Origin of the sequence: Streptomyces sp. NPDC005863 (genome assembly GCF_042871345.1) — a bacterium.
Classification (GTDB): Bacteria; Actinomycetota; Actinomycetes; order Streptomycetales; family Streptomycetaceae; genus Streptomyces.
In genome coordinates this window covers 112,140-129,088 of record NZ_JBIAII010000003.1, presented here as the reverse complement: position 1 = coordinate 129,088, position 16,949 = coordinate 112,140, and the positions used below count along the sequence as shown (strand labels likewise).

Genomic DNA, 16,949 nt, shown 5'->3' with positions numbered 1-16,949 from the left:
GCATGACGGAGCGCAAGTCCCAACTCGCGGCGAATCTCGCCGAGGTCGAGGAGCGCATCGCCGCGGCGTGCGCGGCGGCCGGGCGCAAGCGGGAGGACGTGACCCTCATCGTGGTCACGAAGACCTACCCCGCGAGCGATGTGCGGTTCCTTTCGGAACTCGGCGTGCGGCACGTCGCGGAGAACCGTGACCAGGACGCGGCGCCGAAGGCGGCCGAGTGCGCGGATCTCCCCCTCACCTGGCACTTCGTGGGCCAATTGCAGACCAACAAGGTCCGTTCCGTGGTCGGTTATGCCGATCTGGTGCAGTCGGTCGATCGTCCCAAGCTCGTCACAGCTCTGTCGGCGGCCGCGGTGCGCGCGGAGCGTGAGGTCGGCTGCCTCATCCAGGTCGCGCTCGACGCCGAGGAGAACGGGCGGGGCGAGCGGGGCGGGGTGGGGCCCGGCGGAATCGAGGAGTTGGCCGACCTCGTGGCGGCGGCGCCGGGGCTGCGGATCGACGGTCTGATGACCGTCGCCCCGCTCACCGGGCCGTACGCGGGGCGGCAACAGGCGGCGTTCGAGCGGTTGATGGAATTCTCAACCCTCATGCGCGCGGCTCATCCTGCTGCGAACATGGTGTCGGCAGGGATGAGTGCGGACCTCGAGCAGGCCGTTTCGGCCGGGGCGACACATGTGCGCGTCGGTACGGCGGTACTCGGAGTCCGACCCGGGCTCGGGTAACGTCGCCAAGAAGTCGGACCACAGCAGAAAATATGGTCATTCTCGCTGTTGGGCGGGGATACCTCGTGGATCGCGGGCAGTTGGTGACGACAGCCGATCCACCACAGAGCGGAGGACTCAGAGCATGGCCGGCGCGATGCGCAAGATGGCGGTCTACCTCGGCCTCGTGGAGGACGATGGGTACGACGGTCCGGGGTTCGACCCCGATGACGAGTTCGAACCCGAGCCGGAGCCCGAGCGCGACCGCAGGAGGCACGAACCGCCCCATCAGTCGCACCAGTCCCATCAGTCACAACGGGACGAATCGGTACGAGTGGTGCAGCCGCCCGCCCAGCGTGAACCGGCGCCGCATTCCGCTTCGCTGGCCGCGGAATCCGGACGTCCGGCACGAATCGCCCCCGTGGCATCCATCACACCTGAACGCCAGAGCCTGGAGAAGAACGCACCGGTGATCATGCCCAAGGTCGTGTCCGAGCGGGAGCCCTACCGCATCACCACATTGCACCCCCGGACCTACAACGAGGCCCGTACCATCGGGGAACACTTCCGCGAGGGCACTCCGGTGATCATGAATCTGACGGAGATGGACGACACGGATGCGAAGCGACTTGTCGACTTTGCCGCCGGTCTGGTCTTCGGTCTGCATGGCAGCATTGAACGAGTGACGCAGAAGGTGTTCCTGTTGTCGCCTGCTAACGTCGATGTAACGGCGGAGGACAAGGCTCGCATCGCAGAGGGCGGGTTCTTCAACCAGAGCTGAGACGCAAGTGTTGCCGTAGACGCAGTACCGGAACGACGAGCACGGGAAACAGGGGAGAGGGAACCGCGGACATGAGCGTGGTCGGGCAGGTGCTTTACATCGCGCTGATGTGCTTCCTCATCGTGCTGATCTTCCGGTTGGTCATGGACTACGTCTTCCAGTTCGCCCGCTCATGGCAACCCGGCAAGGCGATGGTGGTCGTTCTGGAGGCCACCTACACTGTCACTGATCCACCGCTCAAGCTTCTGCGGCGGTTCATTCCGCCGCTGCGTCTCGGGGGCGTGGCGCTCGACCTGTCCTTCTTCGTACTGATGATCATCGTCTACATCCTGATCACCGTAGTGAGCTGGCTGTGAACGATACGGTCTTGCCGAATGCCGACGACTACGTTGAGGTGAAGAGATGCCGTTGACCCCCGAGGACGTGCGTAACAAGCAGTTCACGACCGTCCGCCTCCGAGAAGGCTATGACGAGGACGAGGTCGATGCCTTCCTCGATGAGGTCGAAGCCGAACTGACCCGCCTCCTCCGTGAGAACGAGGACCTGCGCGCCAAGCTCGCGGCGGCCACCCGTGCCGCCGCGCAGAACCAGCAGCAGGGCGGCATGCGTAAGGGCCCCGGCCCCGACGGGCCGCAGGACCAGCGCGGTCCCGGCGCCCCCGTGCCCGCCGCAATATCGGGTCCGCAGCCGGTCCCGCCGCAGCAGCAGCAGCAGATGGGCGGCCCCATGGGCGGCCCGCCGCAGCTGCCCGGCGGTGCGCCGCAGCTGCCCGCAGGCCCCAGTGGGCACGGCCCGCAGGGCGGTCCGCAGGGTCCCGGTGGCCCCATGGGCCAGGGTCCGATGGGTGGCCCGATGGGCGGTCCCATGGGCCAGGGTCCGATGGGTGGCCCGCAGATGCCGCAGCCCGGTCAGGGCCCCGGTGGCGACAGTGCCGCCCGTGTGCTCTCCCTGGCGCAGCAGACCGCGGACCAGGCGATCGCGGAGGCCCGTTCCGAGGCCAACAAGATCGTCGGCGAGGCCCGTTCGCGCGCCGAGGGCCTCGAGCGTGACGCCCGTGCCAAGGCCGACGCCCTGGAGCGGGACGCGCAGGAGAAGCACCGTGTCGCGATGGGCTCCCTGGAGTCCGCCCGCGCCACGCTGGAGCGCAAGGTCGAGGACCTGCGCGGCTTCGAGCGCGAGTACCGCACGCGTCTGAAGTCGTACCTGGAGTCGCAGCTGCGCCAGCTGGAGACCCAGGCCGACGACTCGCTGGCCCCGCCGCGCACTCCGGCCACCGCCTCGCTGCCGCCGTCCCCGGCGCCGTCGATGGCTCCGGCCGGCGCGGGTGCCCCGTCCTACGGCGGCAACCAGTCGATGGGCGGCGGCAACCAGCCCGCCGGTGGCCCGTCGTACGGCGGCCAGCAGCAGATGTCGCCGGCGATGACCCAGCCGATGGCGCCGGTGCGGCCGCAGGGCCAGCAGCCGATGCAGCAGGCCCCGTCGCCGATGCGTGGCTTCCTCATCGACGAGGACGACAACTGACGGGCGATCCCACGCCGTAGCGGCGTCGGCAGCGTTCAGGGCCGGGCCCCCAGACATCTGGGGGCCCGGCCCTTTTGTGCGCTTCGGTGCGCCGTACGCGAAAGGCCCGGCCCCTGAGGGGACCGGGCCTTTGCGTGTGCGTTTACGCCTTGCGGAGGCGGAACGTCAGCTTCAGGGCGTCGTCCGTGAACGGCTCCCCGAAGGTGTCGTCGGCCTCGCCCTCGGCGAAGTCCGTGGCGAGGACCTCGTCCGCGATCAGCTCGGCGTGGTCGGACAGGGCGGTGACGACCACCGGGTCCGGGGAGGTCCAGCGCAGGGCGATGCGGTCCGCGACGTCCAGGCCGCTGTTCTTGCGGGCCTCCTGGATCATCCGGATCGCGTCACGGGCCAGGCCGGCCCGGCGCAGCTCCTCGGTGATCTCCAGGTCGAGGGCGACCGTGGCGCCCGACTCGGAGGCCACCGACCAGCCCTCGCGCGGGGTCTCCGTGATGATGACCTCGTCCGGGGCCAGCGTCACGCTCTCGCCATCGACCTCGACCGAGGCCGTGCCCTCGCGCAGGGCCAGGGAGAGCGCGGCCGCGTCGGCCTCGGCGACGGCCTTGGCGACCGCCTGGACGCCCTTGCCGAAGCGCTTGCCGAGGGCCCGGAAGTTCGCCTTGGCGGTCGTGTCCACCAGGGAGCCGCCCACCTCGGAGAGGGTCGCCAGGGAGGAGACGTTCAGCTCCTCGGTGATCTGGGCGCGCAGCTCCGGGCCCAGCTTCTCGAAGCCCGCGGCCGCGATCAGCGCGCGGGAGAGCGGCTGACGGGTCTTGACGCCCGACTCCGCGCGCGTGGCGCGGCCCAGCTCCACCAGGCGGCGGACGAGGAGCATCTGCCGGGACAGCTCCGGGTCGATCGCGGAGAGGTCCGCCTCCGGCCAGGAGGAGAGGTGCACCGACTCCGGGGCGTCCGGGGTGACGGGCACGACCAGGTCCTGCCAGACACGCTCCGTGATGAACGGCGTCAGCGGGGCCATCAGGCGCGTGACCGTCTCGACGACCTCGTGCAGGGTGCGCAGGGCCGCCTTGTCGCCCTGCCAGAAGCGGCGGCGGGAGCGGCGCACGTACCAGTTGGAGAGGTTGTCGACGAAGACGGACAGGAGCTTGCCCGCGCGCTGGGTGTCGTAGCTCTCCAGGGCCTGGGTGACCTGGTCGGTCAGCGCGTGCAGCTCGCTGAGCAGCCAGCGGTCCAGGATCGGGCGGTCGGCCGGCGCCGGGTCGGCCTCGCTCGGGGCCCACGCCGACGTACGCGCGTACAGCGCCTGGAAGGCGACCGTGTTCCAGTACGTGAGGAGCGTCTTGCGGACGACCTCCTGGATGGTGCCGTGGCCCACCCGGCGGGCCGCCCAGGGGGAGCCGCCGGCCGCCATGAACCAGCGGACCGCGTCGGCGCCGTGCTGGTCCATGAGCGGGATGGGCTGCAGGGTGTTGCCCAGGTGCTTGGACATCTTGCGGCCGTCCTCGGCGAGGATGTGACCGAGGCAGACCACGTTCTCGTAACTCGACTTGTCGAAGACGAGGGTGCCCACCGCCATCAGCGTGTAGAACCAGCCGCGCGTCTGGTCGATGGCCTCCGAGATGAACTGCGCGGGGTAGCGGCTCTCGAAGAGCTCCTTGTTCTTGTACGGGTAGCCCCACTGCGCGAACGGCATCGAACCGGAGTCGTACCAGGCGTCGATGACCTCCGGCACGCGCGTGGCGGTGCTGCCGCAGCCCTCCTGCGGGCACGCGAAGGTGATCGCGTCGATGAACGGGCGGTGCGGGTCGAGCTCCGACTGGTCGGTGCCCGTCAGGTCGGTGAGCTCGGCGCGCGAACCCACGCACGTCAAGTGGCCTTCCTCGCAGCGCCAGATGGGCAGCGGGGTGCCCCAGTAGCGGTTGCGGGAGAGCGCCCAGTCGACGTTGTTGGTCAGCCAGTCGCCGAAGCGGCCGTGCTTGACCGAGTCCGGGAACCAGTTGGTCTTCTCGTTCTCCTGGAGGAGCCGGTCCTTGATGGCCGTCGTGCGGATGTACCAGGACGGCTGCGCGTAATAGAGCAGCGCCGTGTGGCAGCGCCAGCAGTGCGGGTAGCTGTGCTCGTACGCGATGTGCTTGAAGAGCAGCCCGCGCTCTTCCAGGTCCTTGGTGAGGGTCTCGTCGGCCTTCTTGAAGAAGACACCGCCGACGAGCGCCACGTCCTCCTCGAAGGTGCCGTCGGGACGGACCGGGTTCACCACCGGAAGGCCGTACGCGCGGCAGACCTTGAGGTCGTCCTCACCGAAGGCGGGGGACTGGTGGACCAGACCGGTGCCGTCCTCGGTCGTGACGTAGTCGGCGTTGACGACGTAGTGCGCCGGAGTCGGGAACTCGACCAGCTCGAAGGGACGTTGATAGGTCCAGCGCTCCATCTCGGCGCCGGTGAAGGTCTGTCCCGTGGTTTCCCAGCCCTCGCCGAGGGCCTTCTCGACGAGCGGCTCGGCGACGACGAGCTTCTCCTCGCCGTTCGTCGCGACGACGTACGTGACGTCGGGGTGCGCGGCGACGGCGGTGTTGGAGACGAGGGTCCACGGAGTGGTCGTCCACACCAGGAGGGCCGCCTCGCCCGCCAGCGGGCCACCGGTGAGCGGGAAGCGGACGTAGACGGAGGGGTCGACGACCGTCTCGTAGCCCTGCGCCAGCTCGTGGTCGCTCAGGCCCGTGCCGCAGCGGGGGCACCAGGGGGCGACGCGGTGGTCCTGGACCAGGAGGTCCTTGTTGAAGATCTCCTTCAGGGACCACCAGACCGAGTCCACGTACTCGGGGTTCATCGTGCGGTACGCGTCGTCGAGGTCGACCCAGTACCCCATGCGGGTCGTGAGGTCGGCGAAGGCGTCGGTGTGCCGGGTCACGGACTCACGGCACTTGGCGTTGAACTCGGCGATGCCGTACGCCTCGATGTCCTTCTTGCCGTTGAACCCGAGCTCCTTCTCGACCGCGAGCTCGACCGGGAGGCCGTGGCAGTCCCAGCCGGCCTTGCGGGCGACGTGGTAGCCCCGCATGGTGCGAAAGCGCGGGAAGACGTCCTTGAAGACGCGGGCCTCGATGTGGTGGGCGCCCGGCATGCCGTTGGCGGTCGGCGGGCCCTCGTAGAACACCCACTCGGGGCGGCCCTCGGACTGCTCAAGGCTCTTGGCGAAGATCTTCTGCTCTTGCCAGAAGTCGAGCACGGCGTGCTCGAGGGCGGGCAGGTCGACCTGGGCGGGCACCTGGCGGTACTGCGGCGGCGTCATCGACGAACTCCTCCAACGGATGTGCTGCCTTCCGTCGGAGGGACGAGAGCTGTGTGCGCCTGGTGCGGCGCGCTCCCGCGGTACCACCCTCCTTGGCCCTCCGGAACGGGGTTTCGTGCCGGTGAGCCCCCTCATTGGGGTCGCGAAACCGGGTCTACCGGCCGGGCCCGAGGGCTGCGGCTTTCTTCCGGCGGCTCCGGGGTGATCTTCACGTCGCGCTGGCCCCCGGGCTCACACCGTCCCCGGGTCGCTCATGGCTGCGTACGCCGCTACTCGTCCCCATCCACGCTTCTCGCTGCCGCCCAGTGTACGGCGCCGGTGCGGGGGCGGCCGACCGCTTTTCCGGGAGCCGTGGGGCGGGTGGGAGAGCGGGGGCGTACTGACCCGAATGGCGACATGCGGGTCGGCCGGTTCCGGGCGGGTGGCGGGCGGCGGATTACCCGGCAGGGAGTTGGGCACAACGCATGCAGACTCGCCGCGCGGTACCCGCGGGGCGGGCGGATCGGGCGGCGTGCCCCGTTGCCGCGGGCCTGGAGTCGATTTATCGTCCCAGCACGATTCGCGAGCAAGATCACAATATGTGAAGGGGCCGCGGCCATGGTGGCGAAGAAGACCGCCGTACAGCAGTCGGCGTCCGGCAGATCCACCGGGGCGGCCGCGGTGACGTCCAAGGATGTGAGCGGCAAGAAGAGCACGCACGGGGCCAAGGCGGCGCAGGTGTCCGACACCGCGCGGGCAGGCGGCGAGGACCCGTCCCAGGAGGCGGGGCCGAGCGGGCCGAAGGCCGCGGCGAAGAAGGCGGTCGCCAAGGCGAAGAAGGCGGTGGCCAAGAAGACCGCGGTCAAAAAGGCGGCCGCGAAGAAGGCGGTGACCAAGGTCGGCGAGCCCGAGAAGACCGCGGCCACGGATGCGCCCGCCTCCGAGGCCCCGCCTTCGAAGACGGCGACCAAGAAGGCCGCCAAGAAGGCCACCCCCAAGAAGACGGCGACCAAGAAGACGGCGACCAAGAAGGCGGCCGCGAAGAAGGCGGCTGCCAAGAAGCCCCCGGCAAAAGCCGAGCCTCCGGCAGAAGCCCCGGCCAAGAAGAGCGCCGCGAAGAAAAGCGCGACCAAGAAGACCGCGGCCCACAAGCGCGCGACCAAGAAGAGCACCAGCACGGTCAAGGAGACGGCCGCGTCTGCGGCCGAGGACGCGGCTGAGGCCGCGGAGACGACGGGAGCCACGACGGTGGTTGCGAAGAAGACTCCGGGCACGGCGACAGCGGCGAAGACGGCGACGGCGTTGCCCAAGGCGCGCGGGACCGCGGCGGTGCCCGGCGAGCTCGCGGTCCGGCCCGGCGAGGACCCGTGGACCCCGGCAGAGGTCGCGGAGGCGCGCACGGACCTGCAGAGCGAGTCGCTGCGGCTGCGCAGCGAGATCGCCGCCTCCGAGGAGGCCCTCGCGGGGTTGATGCGGGACTCCGGCGACGGGGCGGGCGACGACGAGGCGGACACCGGCACGAAGAACATCACGCGGGAACACGAGATGTCGCTGGCGGCCAACGCGCGCGAGATGCTCGAACAGACCGAGCGCGCCCTGGAGCGGCTCGACGCCGGGACCTACGGGCTCTGCGAGAACTGCGGCAACCCGATCGGCAAGGCACGGATGCAGGCCTTCCCGCGCGCGACGCTGTGCGTGGAGTGCAAGCAGAAGCAGGAACGCCGCTACTGAGCCCGGCCTGGGCGCCGGGCACCGTACGCGTGTGCCGTACCCTCGTCCCCAGTCAGGTACCTAGGTCGAGGGACTCACGTGGCAGAGGCGGAGCGCATCATCGGTACGCCGGACATCCCCGAGGAGGCCGGGGCGGAGCCGGAGCAGTCCGGTGCCGCCGCGGATCGGGACGGTCCGGCGGACAACGGCTCGGCGGACAAGGGCACGGGCCCGGGCAAGGGCAGGCGCCGGATCGCCGTGCTGTTCGCGGTGGCCGTCGTCGCGTACGCCCTGGACCTGGTCAGCAAGATGATCGTGGTCGCGAAGCTGGAGCACCACGACTCGATCGAGCTCGTCGGGGACTGGCTGCGCCTCTCCGCCATCCGCAACGCGGGCGCGGCCTTCGGCTTCGGCGAGGCCTTCACCATCATCTTCACCTGCATCGCCGCGGCGGTCATCGTGGTGATCGCGCGGCTCGCCCGCAAGCTGTACAGCCTGCCGTGGGCCATCGCGCTCGGCCTGCTGCTCGGCGGCGCGCTGGGCAACCTCACCGACCGCCTCTTCCGCGCGCCCGGCGTCTTCGAGGGCGCCGTGGTCGACTTCATCGCCCCGAAGGGCTTCGCGGTCTTCAATCTCGCGGACTCGGCGATCGTCTGCGGCGGCATCCTGATCGTGCTGCTCTCCTTCCGCGGCCTCGACCCGGACGGCACGGTCCACAAGGACTGAGACCCCGGGCCCGGGGCGGTACGAAGGGCTGTGGTGCGGCAGTGTCGGTGGGCTCCTGCATACTCAATGGGTGAGCACGATTCCCGAGATCCGAACCCTGCCCGTGCCGGACGGCCTGGAGGGCGAGCGCGTCGACGCCGCCATCTCGCGCATGTTCGGGTTCTCCCGTACGAAGGCCGCCGAGCTCGCCGCGGCGGGGAAGGTCGCGGTCGACGGCTCGGTGGTCGGCAAGTCCGAGCGGGTGCACGGCGGCGCCTGGCTGGAAGTGGAGATGCCGCAGGCGCCCGCTCCGGTGCAGATCGTCGCCGAGCCCGTCGAGGGCATGGAGATCGTGCATGACGACGACGACATCGTCGTGATCGTCAAGCCGGTCGGCGTGGCCGCGCACCCGAGCCCCGGCTGGACCGGCACGACCGTGATCGGCGGCCTCGCGGCGGCGGGTTACCGGATCTCCACCTCCGGCGCCGCCGAGCGCCAGGGCATCGTGCACCGCCTGGACGTCGGCACCTCCGGTCTGATGGTCGTCGCCAAGTCCGAGCGCGCGTACACCTCCCTGAAGCGCCAGTTCAAGGAGCGCACGGTCGACAAGCGCTACAACGCGCTGGTCCAGGGTCACCCCGACCCGATGAGCGGCACCATCGACGCCCCCATCGGCCGCCACCCGAACCACGACTACAAGTGGGCGGTCACCGCCGAGGGCAAGCCCTCCGTGACGCACTACGACCTCATCGAGGCGTTCCGGGCGGCCTCGCTGCTCGACATCAAGCTGGAGACGGGCCGCACCCACCAGATCCGCGTGCACATGGCGGCGCACCGGCACCCCTGCGTGGGCGACCTGACGTACGGCGCGGACCCCACCCTCGCCAAGCGCCTCGGCCTCACCCGCCAGTGGCTGCACGCCGTCCGGCTCGGCTTCGAGCACCCGGGCGACGGCCAGTGGGCGGAGTTCGAGAGCCAGTACCCCGACGACCTGCAGCTGGCCCTTGACCGGGTGCGCGCGGAGAGCTCGTGACCGCGGTGACCGTCCGGGTCGCGGCGGGCACCGACGACCTGGAGGCCTGCTTCGCGGTCCGCAAGGACGTCTTCGTGGCCGAGCAGCAGGTGCCGGAAGAGCTGGAGTACGACGCGTACGACGCCGGGGCGGTGCACGTCCTGGCCGTGCGCGAGGACGGTGTCCCGCTGGGCACCGGACGGCTCCTGACCGGCGCGGCCGCCGCCGCGAAGAACGGCGGGGACGCCGGAGTGGGCGCCCTCGGCCGGCTCGCGGTGACCCGGGCCGCGCGCGGGCTCGGCGTGGGGGCCGCTCTGGTCCGCGCCATCGAGGACGCGGCTCGCGCGCGCGGCCTGACCGCCGTGGACCTGCACGCACAGACGCACGCCCTGGGTTTCTACGAACGCCTGGGGTACGAGGTGTACGGACCGGAGTTCCCCGACGCGGGGATCCCGCACCGGGCGATGCGCAAGCCGCTGGACCGCTGACGGCGACCCCGCCGCGCGAAGGCGCCGAAGGGCATTGGTCCGGGTTGGCGGTGATTGCGTGGCAGGGTTGAGGTCTTGATCGTTCGAATCTCGACCCGGAGTGCACACCGTGGACCAACTGGCGCTGGTGCTCATCTTGCTGCTCGGTGCCGTGATCACGGTTCCGCTGGGCGACCGGCTCGGGCTGCCCGCGCCGGTCCTGATGACGCTCGCGGGGATCGGCATGGCGCTGCTGCCGTTCGTGCCCAACGTCGAGATCCCGCCCGACTACATCCTTCCGCTGGTCCTGCCGCCGCTGCTCTACGCCTCCGTGCAGCGCACCTCCTGGCGGCAGTTCACGGCCAACATCCGGCCCATCTTCCTGCTCGCCGTGGCGCTGGTGTTCGTGACGACGGCGGCGGTCGCGGCGATGGCCAACGCCATAGTGCCGGGCCTGCCGCTCGCCGCCGCCGTGGCGCTCGGGGCGCTGGTGGCGCCGCCCGACCCGGTCGCCGCGACCGCCGTCGCCGGGTCGCTCGGGCTGCCGCGCAGGCTGGTGTCGATCCTGGAGGGCGAGGGGCTCTTCAACGACGTCACGGCGATTGTGCTCTACCACGTGGCCATCGCGGCCGCGGTGAGCGGCACCTTCTCGCTGCCGTCCGCCGTGGGCCTGCTCGTGCTGTCCGGCGTGGTCGCCGTCCTCGTCGGCCTGGTGCTCGGCTGGCTCACCAACAAGCTGATGGGGCTGCTCGGCGACGCCACCCTGCAGACCGGCCTCACCCTCCTCGTGCCGTTCGTCAGCTATGTGCTCGCCGAGGAGCTGCTCGGCTCCGGCGTGCTCGCCGTCCTCACCACGGCGCTCTACCTCGCGGAGAACGCCGTCGACGCCGACGACGTGCTCGGCCGGATCACCGGACAGACCTTCTGGCAGATCGTCGACACCCTGGTCACCGGCATCGCGTTCGGCCTCATCGGCCTCGAACTGCACAACGTCTTCGGCATCGCGAAGGGCCACCAGTGGCAGATGTACGGCTGGGGCGCGGCGATCGTCGCCGTCGTGGTCGGCGTACGACTGCTCTGGCTGCTGCCCGCGACCTGGCTGGCCAAGCGGCTGCACAAGCGGCGGGACGTCGACGAGGAGATCCCGACCACCTGGCGCGAGACCGTCGTGATGTGGTGGTCGGGGATGCGGGGCGTGGCCTCCGTCGCGCTGGCCCTCGCCATTCCGCTCAAGACGGACGACGGGAGCCCGTTCCCCGGCCGTGACGAGATCATCTTCATCGCGTTCTGCGTGATCATGGCGACCCTCGTCGTCCAGGGGCTCACCCTGCCCTGGCTGGTCCGCAAGCTCAACGTACGCGCGGACGCCGACGCGGAGCGCGAGCTGGAGCGGACGCTCGCGCTCCGCGCGGCCAAGGCCGCCAAGCGGCGCCTCAAGGAGATCGAGGACGTCGAGGAGCTCCCCGACGATCTCTCCGAGCGGCTGCACCGCGGCGCCCTCGACATCGGCGCCAGGATCAGCCCCGACCTCCTCGACGACGAGCGGCGCGCCCGGTACGCCAAGCGCGTCGACCGCCTCAAGGCCGTCCAGCGCATCCAGCGCGACATGATGTCGGCCGCCCGCCACGAGGTGCTCGCGGCGCGCAGCGAACCCGGCGCCGACCCGGAGGTCGTCGACCGGGTCCTGCGCCACCTCGACGTACGCAGCCTGCGCTGAGCACCGGGCGGACCGGCCGGCGGCGCCTCAGCCGCGGCCCGTGCGCGGCACGTCCGGCGAGAGCGGCTCGTACCGCGGCCGGTGGCCGTTGGTCAGCGGCTCGACGGCCGAGACGGTGGTGACCCGCGGCAGCGCGTAGGAGTGGTGGTCGGTGAGCCAGCGGATCATCTGCTCGCGCACCGTGACCCGCACCGTCCAGATGTCGTCCGCGTCCTTCGCGGTCACCAGGGCGCGTACCTCGATGGTGCTCGTGGTGGTGTCCGTGACCGCGAGGCCCCAGTCCCTGCCGTCCCACGCCGCGCAGTCGCGCAGGATGTCGTGGAGCTGCTCGCGCATCAGTGCGATCGGCGCCGAGTGGTCCAGCTGGAAGAAGACGGTGCCGGTCATCTCCGCGCCGCCCCGCGACCAGTTCTCGAAGGGCTTCGCCGTGAAGTACGACACGGGCATGGTGATCCGGCGCTCGTCCCAGGTCCGGACGGTCAGGAAGGTCAGCGTGATCTCGTCGACCGTGCCCCACTCGCCGTCCACCACCACCGTGTCCCCGAGCCGCACCATGTCGCCGAAGGCGATCTGCAGCCCGGCGAAGAGGTTGCCGAGGGTGGACTGGGCGGCGACACCGGCGACGATGCCCAGGATGCCGGCGGAGGCGAGCAGCGAGGCACCCGCCGCCTGCATGGCGGGGAACGTGAGCAGCATCGCGGCGACGGCCACCACACCGACGATCGCGGTGACCACCCGCTGGATGAGGGTCACCTGGGTGCGGACCCGACGGACCCGGGCCGGGTCCCGGTGCATGGCCGCGTACCGGGCGTACGACGACTCGACGATCGCCGCCGCGATCCGGACGACCAGCCAGGCGGTGGAGCCGATGAGGACGAGGGTGAGGATCTGGCCGGTCACCGCCGAGTGGTCCTTGGTGAGCTCGGCCTGGCCGTAGGAGCCTCTCAGCAGGGCGGTGCACAGGACGACCTGGAAGGGGACGCGGCCACGGCGGAGCAGACCCCACAGCGGGGTCTCGTGGTGCCGCTCGTCGGCCCGGCGCAACAGCACGTCGACCAGCCAGCCGACGATCACCGTGAGCACGACCGAGCCGCCGATCACGATCAACGGACGCAGTACGTTCTCCATGCCGCCGAGGGTAGTGGGCGGGGCCGAATGGCACGATGGCCCCATGAACATCATGCTTTTCCACTCGACGTACGGGTTGCGGCCCGCGGTGCACGCGGCGGCCGACCGCCTGCGCGCCGCGGGGCACGAGGTGTGGACCCCGGACCTCTTCGAGGGCCGCGTCTTCGACGACGTCGAGGAGGGAAGGGCCTTCCAGGACGAGCTCGGCAAGGACGAGCTCCTGAAGCGGGCGATCCTGGCCGCCGCGCCCTACTCGGAGCGCGGCCTGGTCTACGCGGGCTTCGCGCTCGGTGCCGCGACCGCGCAGACCCTCGCCCTCGGCGACGAGCGGGCCCGCGGCCTGCTGCTCCTGCACGGCACCTCCGACATCGCGGAGAACGCGTCCGTGGACGAGCTGCCGGTGCAGCTGCACGTCGCCGAGCCCGACCCGTTCGAGTCCGACGACTGGCTGAGCGCCTGGTACCTGCGGATGGGGCGGACGGGGGCCGATGTGGAGGTCTACCGCTACGCGGGCGCCGGACACCTCTACACCGACCCGGACCTGGACGACTACGACGCGCAGGCCGCCGAGGCGACGTGGCGCACGGCGCTCGGCTTCCTGGAGACGCTCTAGCCGTCCCTCTGGCCGTCCCTCCGGCCGTCTCCCCGACCGCCCCCGCGCGTCAGCGCACCGGGGCGTCCGCCCGCTCGACCTTCTGCGTGCCGCTGAGCGTGCGGTAGGAGCGGACCCAGGACGAGGTCGCCCCGGGGTCGGCCCGGTCGGAGATCACGTAGTAGTCCATCTGCGAGCGCTCGGCGGTGACGTCGAGGACCCCGTAGCCGTGCGAGTCCATGTCCAGCCACTTCACATGGCGGTTGGCGGCCTTGATGGCGCCGACGGCCACGAGCGAGAGCGTGTGCGGGGCGACGTGCAGCAGGTCGTCGACGTTGTCGGAGCTCACCGACGTGACCACGAACTCCGTGGCGGCGGAGGCGGAGAGCGGGTATGTGGCCGCCTTGGCCGGCACGTCGTTCGCCCAGGCCATGTGGATGTCACCGGTCAGGAAGACGGTGTTCTGGATCTTCCTCTCGCGCAGGTGGGCGATGAGTTCCTTGCGGTCGTCGGTGTAGCCGTCCCACTGGTCGGTGTTGATGGCCACGCCCTCCTCCGGCAGGCCGAGCAGCTTCGCGAGGGGCTTCAGCAGGTGGGCCGGCAGGGAGCCGAAGGCGACCGGCGAGATCATCACCGAGGTGCCGACCAGCTTCCAGGCCGCGTCCGAGGCGGCGAGGCCCGCCTTCAGCCAGTCGAGCTGGGCGCGGCCGGTGATCGTACGGTCCGGGTCGTCGACCGAGCCGCTGCCGGCGCCCGCCTGCTCGGAGCGGAAGGACCGCAGGTCGAGCAGGTGCAGATCGGCGAGCTTGCCGTAGCGGACGCGGCGGTAGACGGTGCCCTCGGTGGAGGGGCGCACCGGCATCCACTCGAAGTAGGCCTGCTTGGCGGCGGCCATGCGCGCGGCCCAGCTGCCCTCCGTCCCGTCGGTGTGGTTGACCGCGCCGCCCGACCAGGCGTTGTCGGCGAACTCGTGGTCGTCCCAGATGGCGATGACGGGGTGCGTGGCGTGCATCGCCTGCGCGTCGGGGTCGGTCTTGTGGGCCCCGTGCCGGACGCGGTAGTCGGCGAGCGTGGTGATCTCGTGCCGCGGCTCGTGCGGGCGCACCACGTACTCGGCGGCCGGGTACTCGCCGCTCTTGTACTCGTAGATGTAGTCGCCGACGTGCAGCACGGCGTCGAGCTCGGTGCGGGCCGCGAGGTGGCGGTACGGGGAGAAGTACCCCGCCTCCCAGTTGGCGCAGGACACCACGCCGAAGCGGATGTTGTGCGCGGAGGCGTCGGGCGCGGGGGTGGTGCGGGTGCGGCCCACGGGGGAGTGGACGTCCCCTGCGGAGAACCGGAAGTAATAGGTGGTCGCCTGGCGCAGGCCCCTTACGTCGGCCTTCACGGTGTGGTCGGCGGACGCCCGCGCGGTGGTGCTGCCGTGGCCGACGACGCGGGTGAAGCCCTTGTCCTCGGCGACCTCCCAACTCACCGCGGTGTCCGGCCCCTTGCCGGAGCCCGGCACGGCGTCCGGCACGGGCGTCACCCGGGTCCACAGCAGGACTCCGTCGGGCAGCGGATCCCCGGAGGCCACCCCGTGGTGGAACGCCGGCCCCTCGGCGGCGTGCGCGGGTATCGCGGCGAGCGGGGCGCCGAGGGCGGCGGTGGCGGCCGCGGCCTTGACGACGGTGCGGCGGCTGGGAGCAGGGGAGTTGAGCGACGACTGCAGATCGTTTCGACTGGTCACGGGTGATCACGATACTGAGCGGTCATCGCACGAGGGGGCGAACCCGATAAGCCCGCCCCCCCCGGGACGAGGTGCTCAGCTCGCTACTTCGTGACGCCCGCCTTCTTCAGGGCCGCCTTCCAGGCGTCGGGGGTCTTCGGCGTATCGACCACCTTGTCGTTGATCTTGATGGTCGGGGTGGACTCCACGCCCTTGGCCGACTGGAAGGAGTCACTCATCTTCATGGCCCAGGGGTCGAAGGTCCCCTTCTCGACGGCGCTCTTGAACTTCTTGTTGCCCTTGAGGGCGTCCACGGTGTTCGCGACCTTGATGAGGTAGTCGTCCTCGGCGAAGTCGTCGGCCGTCTCCTCGGGGTGGTACTTCGTGGAGTAGAGCGCGGTCTTGTACTCCAGGAACGCGTCGGGGCTGACGTCGAGGGCGGCGCCGAGCGCGCTGAGGGCGTTCTTCGACCCTTCGCCCGAGAGGTTGTTGTCGAGGAACGTTCCGAGGGTGAAGGTCAGCTTGTAGTCGCCGTCCTTCATGCCCTTGTCGATCGCGGAGCCGATGGACTGCTCCATGGCCGCGCAACCGGGGCAGCGCGGGTCCTCGTACAGATGGACCGTGTTCTTGGCGGACTTGCCGATCGTGACCGTGGTGCCGTCCTTGCCGGAGGCGTTCGCCGGGGTGACCACCTTCGCGTCGGCGGCCTCCTCCCACTTCGAGGGCGCGTTGGACTGCATGACGGCATAGCCCACGCCGCCGGCGATGGCGAGGACGGCGACGATGGAGACGCCGACGATGACGGACCGCTTGCGCTTCTCCCGCTTGCGCTCCGCTTCCTGCTGGGCGCGGATCCGCTCGCGGGCGGCGGACTTGGCGGCCTGGCTGTTGCGCTGGCTCATGATCTTCTTCTCCGTGTACGTGACTGCGTAGGGGGCTGCGGTGCTCAGGCGAAGGCGGCCGAGCACGGCGGTCCACGCCGTCCCACGAAGTGCACGAGCAGGCGTGTACGCGTGACCCGCGCCCGGCGCTCGGGGCGCGGCAGGCGCTGTACGGGCGGCCGCGGCGCGGTCACCGATGCGACCACGAGCAGCAGCGGCCGGAACGTCGCCGCGCCGACCGCGCGCAGCAGCTGGGCCAGCGCCCGCTCGCCGCGCCGCAGCCAGGCCGCCGCGAGGAGGCCCACACCGATGTGCGCGCCGAGCAGCAGCCAGGCGGCGCCCGGGTCCATGTCGGCGAGGAGCGAGGCGGTGCCGTGCCCCTCGGCGGTCATCCGGGCCAGCGGGGTGCCGACGGGGGCGCCGCCGCACAGCACGTCGAAGCCGACGGCGCGCAGCGGGCCCGCGACGGGGCCGCCGGCCTCGCCGTAACAGACGTGCTGGCCCGCGGTGAACACCGTGTCGGCGGCCAGCTCCAGGGGGATCAGGAGGGCGGCGATGTGGCCGTAGCCCCGCTCGTTCCCCGCCGTCGCGTAGGCGATGGCGAAGACGGCGGCGGCGATCGCCGCGACCGTGGCCGGCGGCAGGGGGGCGCGGGACAGCAGCACGTGCGACGCGGCGGAGAGCGTCACGACGAGTGCCGTGAAGAGCGCCGCGCGCACGGCCCTGAGCTGCGTCCCGGATATGTCCATCGCCGAGGAGTG

15 protein-coding genes are annotated in these 16,949 nt (G+C 70.9%); 10 read left to right on the top strand and 5 right to left on the bottom strand.

Annotation, left to right across the window (positions count from 1 at the left end):
• Positions 1-2 precede the first annotated feature (2 nt).
• The 4 genes from ACFYO9_RS12965 to ACFYO9_RS12950 all read left to right on the top strand — a co-directional run bounded on the left by ACFYO9_RS12965 (position 3) and on the right by ACFYO9_RS12950 (position 3,003).
• Complete coding sequence (locus ACFYO9_RS12965; protein WP_355813548.1) at positions 3-722, top strand: YggS family pyridoxal phosphate-dependent enzyme; 720 nt, start codon at positions 3-5, stop codon at positions 720-722.
• A 124-nt stretch (positions 723-846) separates the two neighbouring features.
• On the top strand, positions 847-1,482 hold the full coding sequence (locus ACFYO9_RS12960; RefSeq protein ID WP_355813545.1) for a cell division protein SepF: 636 nt from the start codon (positions 847-849) through the stop codon (positions 1,480-1,482).
• A gap of 71 nt (positions 1,483-1,553) precedes the next feature.
• Positions 1,554-1,838 (top strand): YggT family protein, encoded by a 285-nt coding sequence (locus ACFYO9_RS12955; protein WP_355813542.1) that lies wholly within the window; start codon positions 1,554-1,556, stop codon positions 1,836-1,838.
• A 46-nt stretch (positions 1,839-1,884) separates the two neighbouring features.
• Positions 1,885-3,003, top strand: coding sequence for a DivIVA domain-containing protein (locus ACFYO9_RS12950; protein ID WP_358777419.1), 1,119 nt, complete (start codon positions 1,885-1,887; stop codon positions 3,001-3,003).
• Positions 3,004-3,145: 142 nt separating this feature from the next.
• On the opposite strand, the gene ileS is transcribed toward ACFYO9_RS12950, so the two are convergent.
• A complete protein-coding gene (gene ileS / locus ACFYO9_RS12945) occupies positions 3,146-6,289 on the bottom strand; it encodes an isoleucine--tRNA ligase (protein ID WP_358777418.1) in 3,144 nt (1,047 codons plus the stop codon).
• A gap of 597 nt (positions 6,290-6,886) precedes the next feature.
• On the opposite strand from ileS, the gene ACFYO9_RS12940 reads away from it, so the two are divergent.
• The 5 genes from ACFYO9_RS12940 (at position 6,887) to ACFYO9_RS12920 (ending at position 11,879) form a co-directional block, all read left to right on the top strand.
• Positions 6,887-7,999, top strand: a complete 1,113-nt coding sequence (locus ACFYO9_RS12940) for a TraR/DksA family transcriptional regulator (protein WP_358777417.1) — start codon at positions 6,887-6,889, stop codon at positions 7,997-7,999.
• A gap of 78 nt (positions 8,000-8,077) precedes the next feature.
• Positions 8,078-8,704, top strand: a complete 627-nt coding sequence (lspA, locus tag ACFYO9_RS12935) for a signal peptidase II (RefSeq protein WP_358704486.1) — start codon at positions 8,078-8,080, stop codon at positions 8,702-8,704.
• 70 nt (positions 8,705-8,774) lie between these two features.
• A complete protein-coding gene (locus tag ACFYO9_RS12930; RefSeq protein WP_355813528.1) occupies positions 8,775-9,716 on the top strand; it encodes an RluA family pseudouridine synthase in 942 nt (313 codons plus the stop codon).
• Complete coding sequence (locus ACFYO9_RS12925; RefSeq protein WP_355813525.1) at positions 9,713-10,183, top strand: GNAT family N-acetyltransferase; 471 nt, start codon at positions 9,713-9,715, stop codon at positions 10,181-10,183. Before ACFYO9_RS12930 ends, ACFYO9_RS12925 begins: the two co-directional genes overlap by 4 nt.
• A 109-nt stretch (positions 10,184-10,292) precedes the next feature.
• Positions 10,293-11,879, top strand: a complete 1,587-nt coding sequence (locus tag ACFYO9_RS12920) for a Na+/H+ antiporter (RefSeq protein WP_355813523.1) — start codon at positions 10,293-10,295, stop codon at positions 11,877-11,879.
• Between the two features lie 27 nt (positions 11,880-11,906).
• Here ACFYO9_RS12920 and ACFYO9_RS12915 read toward each other — a convergent pair whose 3' ends face one another.
• Positions 11,907-13,007, bottom strand: a complete 1,101-nt coding sequence (locus ACFYO9_RS12915) for a mechanosensitive ion channel domain-containing protein (protein WP_355813521.1) — start codon at positions 13,005-13,007, stop codon at positions 11,907-11,909.
• Between the two features lie 43 nt (positions 13,008-13,050).
• On the opposite strand from ACFYO9_RS12915, the gene ACFYO9_RS12910 reads away from it, so the two are divergent.
• Positions 13,051-13,620 (top strand): dienelactone hydrolase family protein, encoded by a 570-nt coding sequence (locus tag ACFYO9_RS12910; protein ID WP_358777416.1) that lies wholly within the window; start codon positions 13,051-13,053, stop codon positions 13,618-13,620.
• A gap of 49 nt (positions 13,621-13,669) precedes the next feature.
• Here ACFYO9_RS12910 and ACFYO9_RS12905 read toward each other — a convergent pair whose 3' ends face one another.
• From ACFYO9_RS12905 to ACFYO9_RS12895, 3 genes are all read right to left on the bottom strand, one after another.
• Complete coding sequence (locus tag ACFYO9_RS12905; protein ID WP_358777415.1) at positions 13,670-15,328, bottom strand: alkaline phosphatase D family protein; 1,659 nt, start codon at positions 15,326-15,328, stop codon at positions 13,670-13,672.
• 83 nt (positions 15,329-15,411) lie between these two features.
• Positions 15,412-16,209, bottom strand: coding sequence for a DsbA family protein (locus ACFYO9_RS12900; protein ID WP_355813514.1), 798 nt, complete (start codon positions 16,207-16,209; stop codon positions 15,412-15,414).
• A gap of 44 nt (positions 16,210-16,253) precedes the next feature.
• Positions 16,254-16,937 carry a hypothetical protein gene (locus ACFYO9_RS12895; RefSeq protein WP_358777457.1) on the bottom strand — a complete coding sequence of 228 codons (684 nt, stop codon included), beginning with the start codon at positions 16,935-16,937 and terminating at the stop codon, positions 16,254-16,256.
• Between the last annotated feature and the right edge of the window lie 12 nt (positions 16,938-16,949).

Bases quoted from the DNA above. Each gene is read 5' to 3' on its own strand.
- ACFYO9_RS12895 (WP_358777457.1), bottom strand. From the start codon at position 16,937: ATGGACATATCCGGGACGCAGCTCAGGGCCGTGCGCGCGGCGCTCTTC.
- ACFYO9_RS12960 (WP_355813545.1), top strand. From the start codon at position 847: ATGGCCGGCGCGATGCGCAAGATGGCGGTCTACCTCGGCCTCGTGGAG.
- ACFYO9_RS12915 (WP_355813521.1), bottom strand. From the start codon at position 13,007: ATGGAGAACGTACTGCGTCCGTTGATCGTGATCGGCGGCTCGGTCGTG.
- ACFYO9_RS12900 (WP_355813514.1), bottom strand. From the start codon at position 16,209: ATGAGCCAGCGCAACAGCCAGGCCGCCAAGTCCGCCGCCCGCGAGCGG.
- ACFYO9_RS12910 (WP_358777416.1), top strand. From the start codon at position 13,051: ATGAACATCATGCTTTTCCACTCGACGTACGGGTTGCGGCCCGCGGTG.
- ACFYO9_RS12965 (WP_355813548.1), top strand. From the start codon at position 3: ATGACGGAGCGCAAGTCCCAACTCGCGGCGAATCTCGCCGAGGTCGAG.
- ACFYO9_RS12955 (WP_355813542.1), top strand. From the start codon at position 1,554: ATGAGCGTGGTCGGGCAGGTGCTTTACATCGCGCTGATGTGCTTCCTC.
- ACFYO9_RS12940 (WP_358777417.1), top strand. From the start codon at position 6,887: ATGGTGGCGAAGAAGACCGCCGTACAGCAGTCGGCGTCCGGCAGATCC.
- ACFYO9_RS12950 (WP_358777419.1), top strand. From the start codon at position 1,885: ATGCCGTTGACCCCCGAGGACGTGCGTAACAAGCAGTTCACGACCGTC.
- ileS (WP_358777418.1), bottom strand. From the start codon at position 6,289: ATGACGCCGCCGCAGTACCGCCAGGTGCCCGCCCAGGTCGACCTGCCC.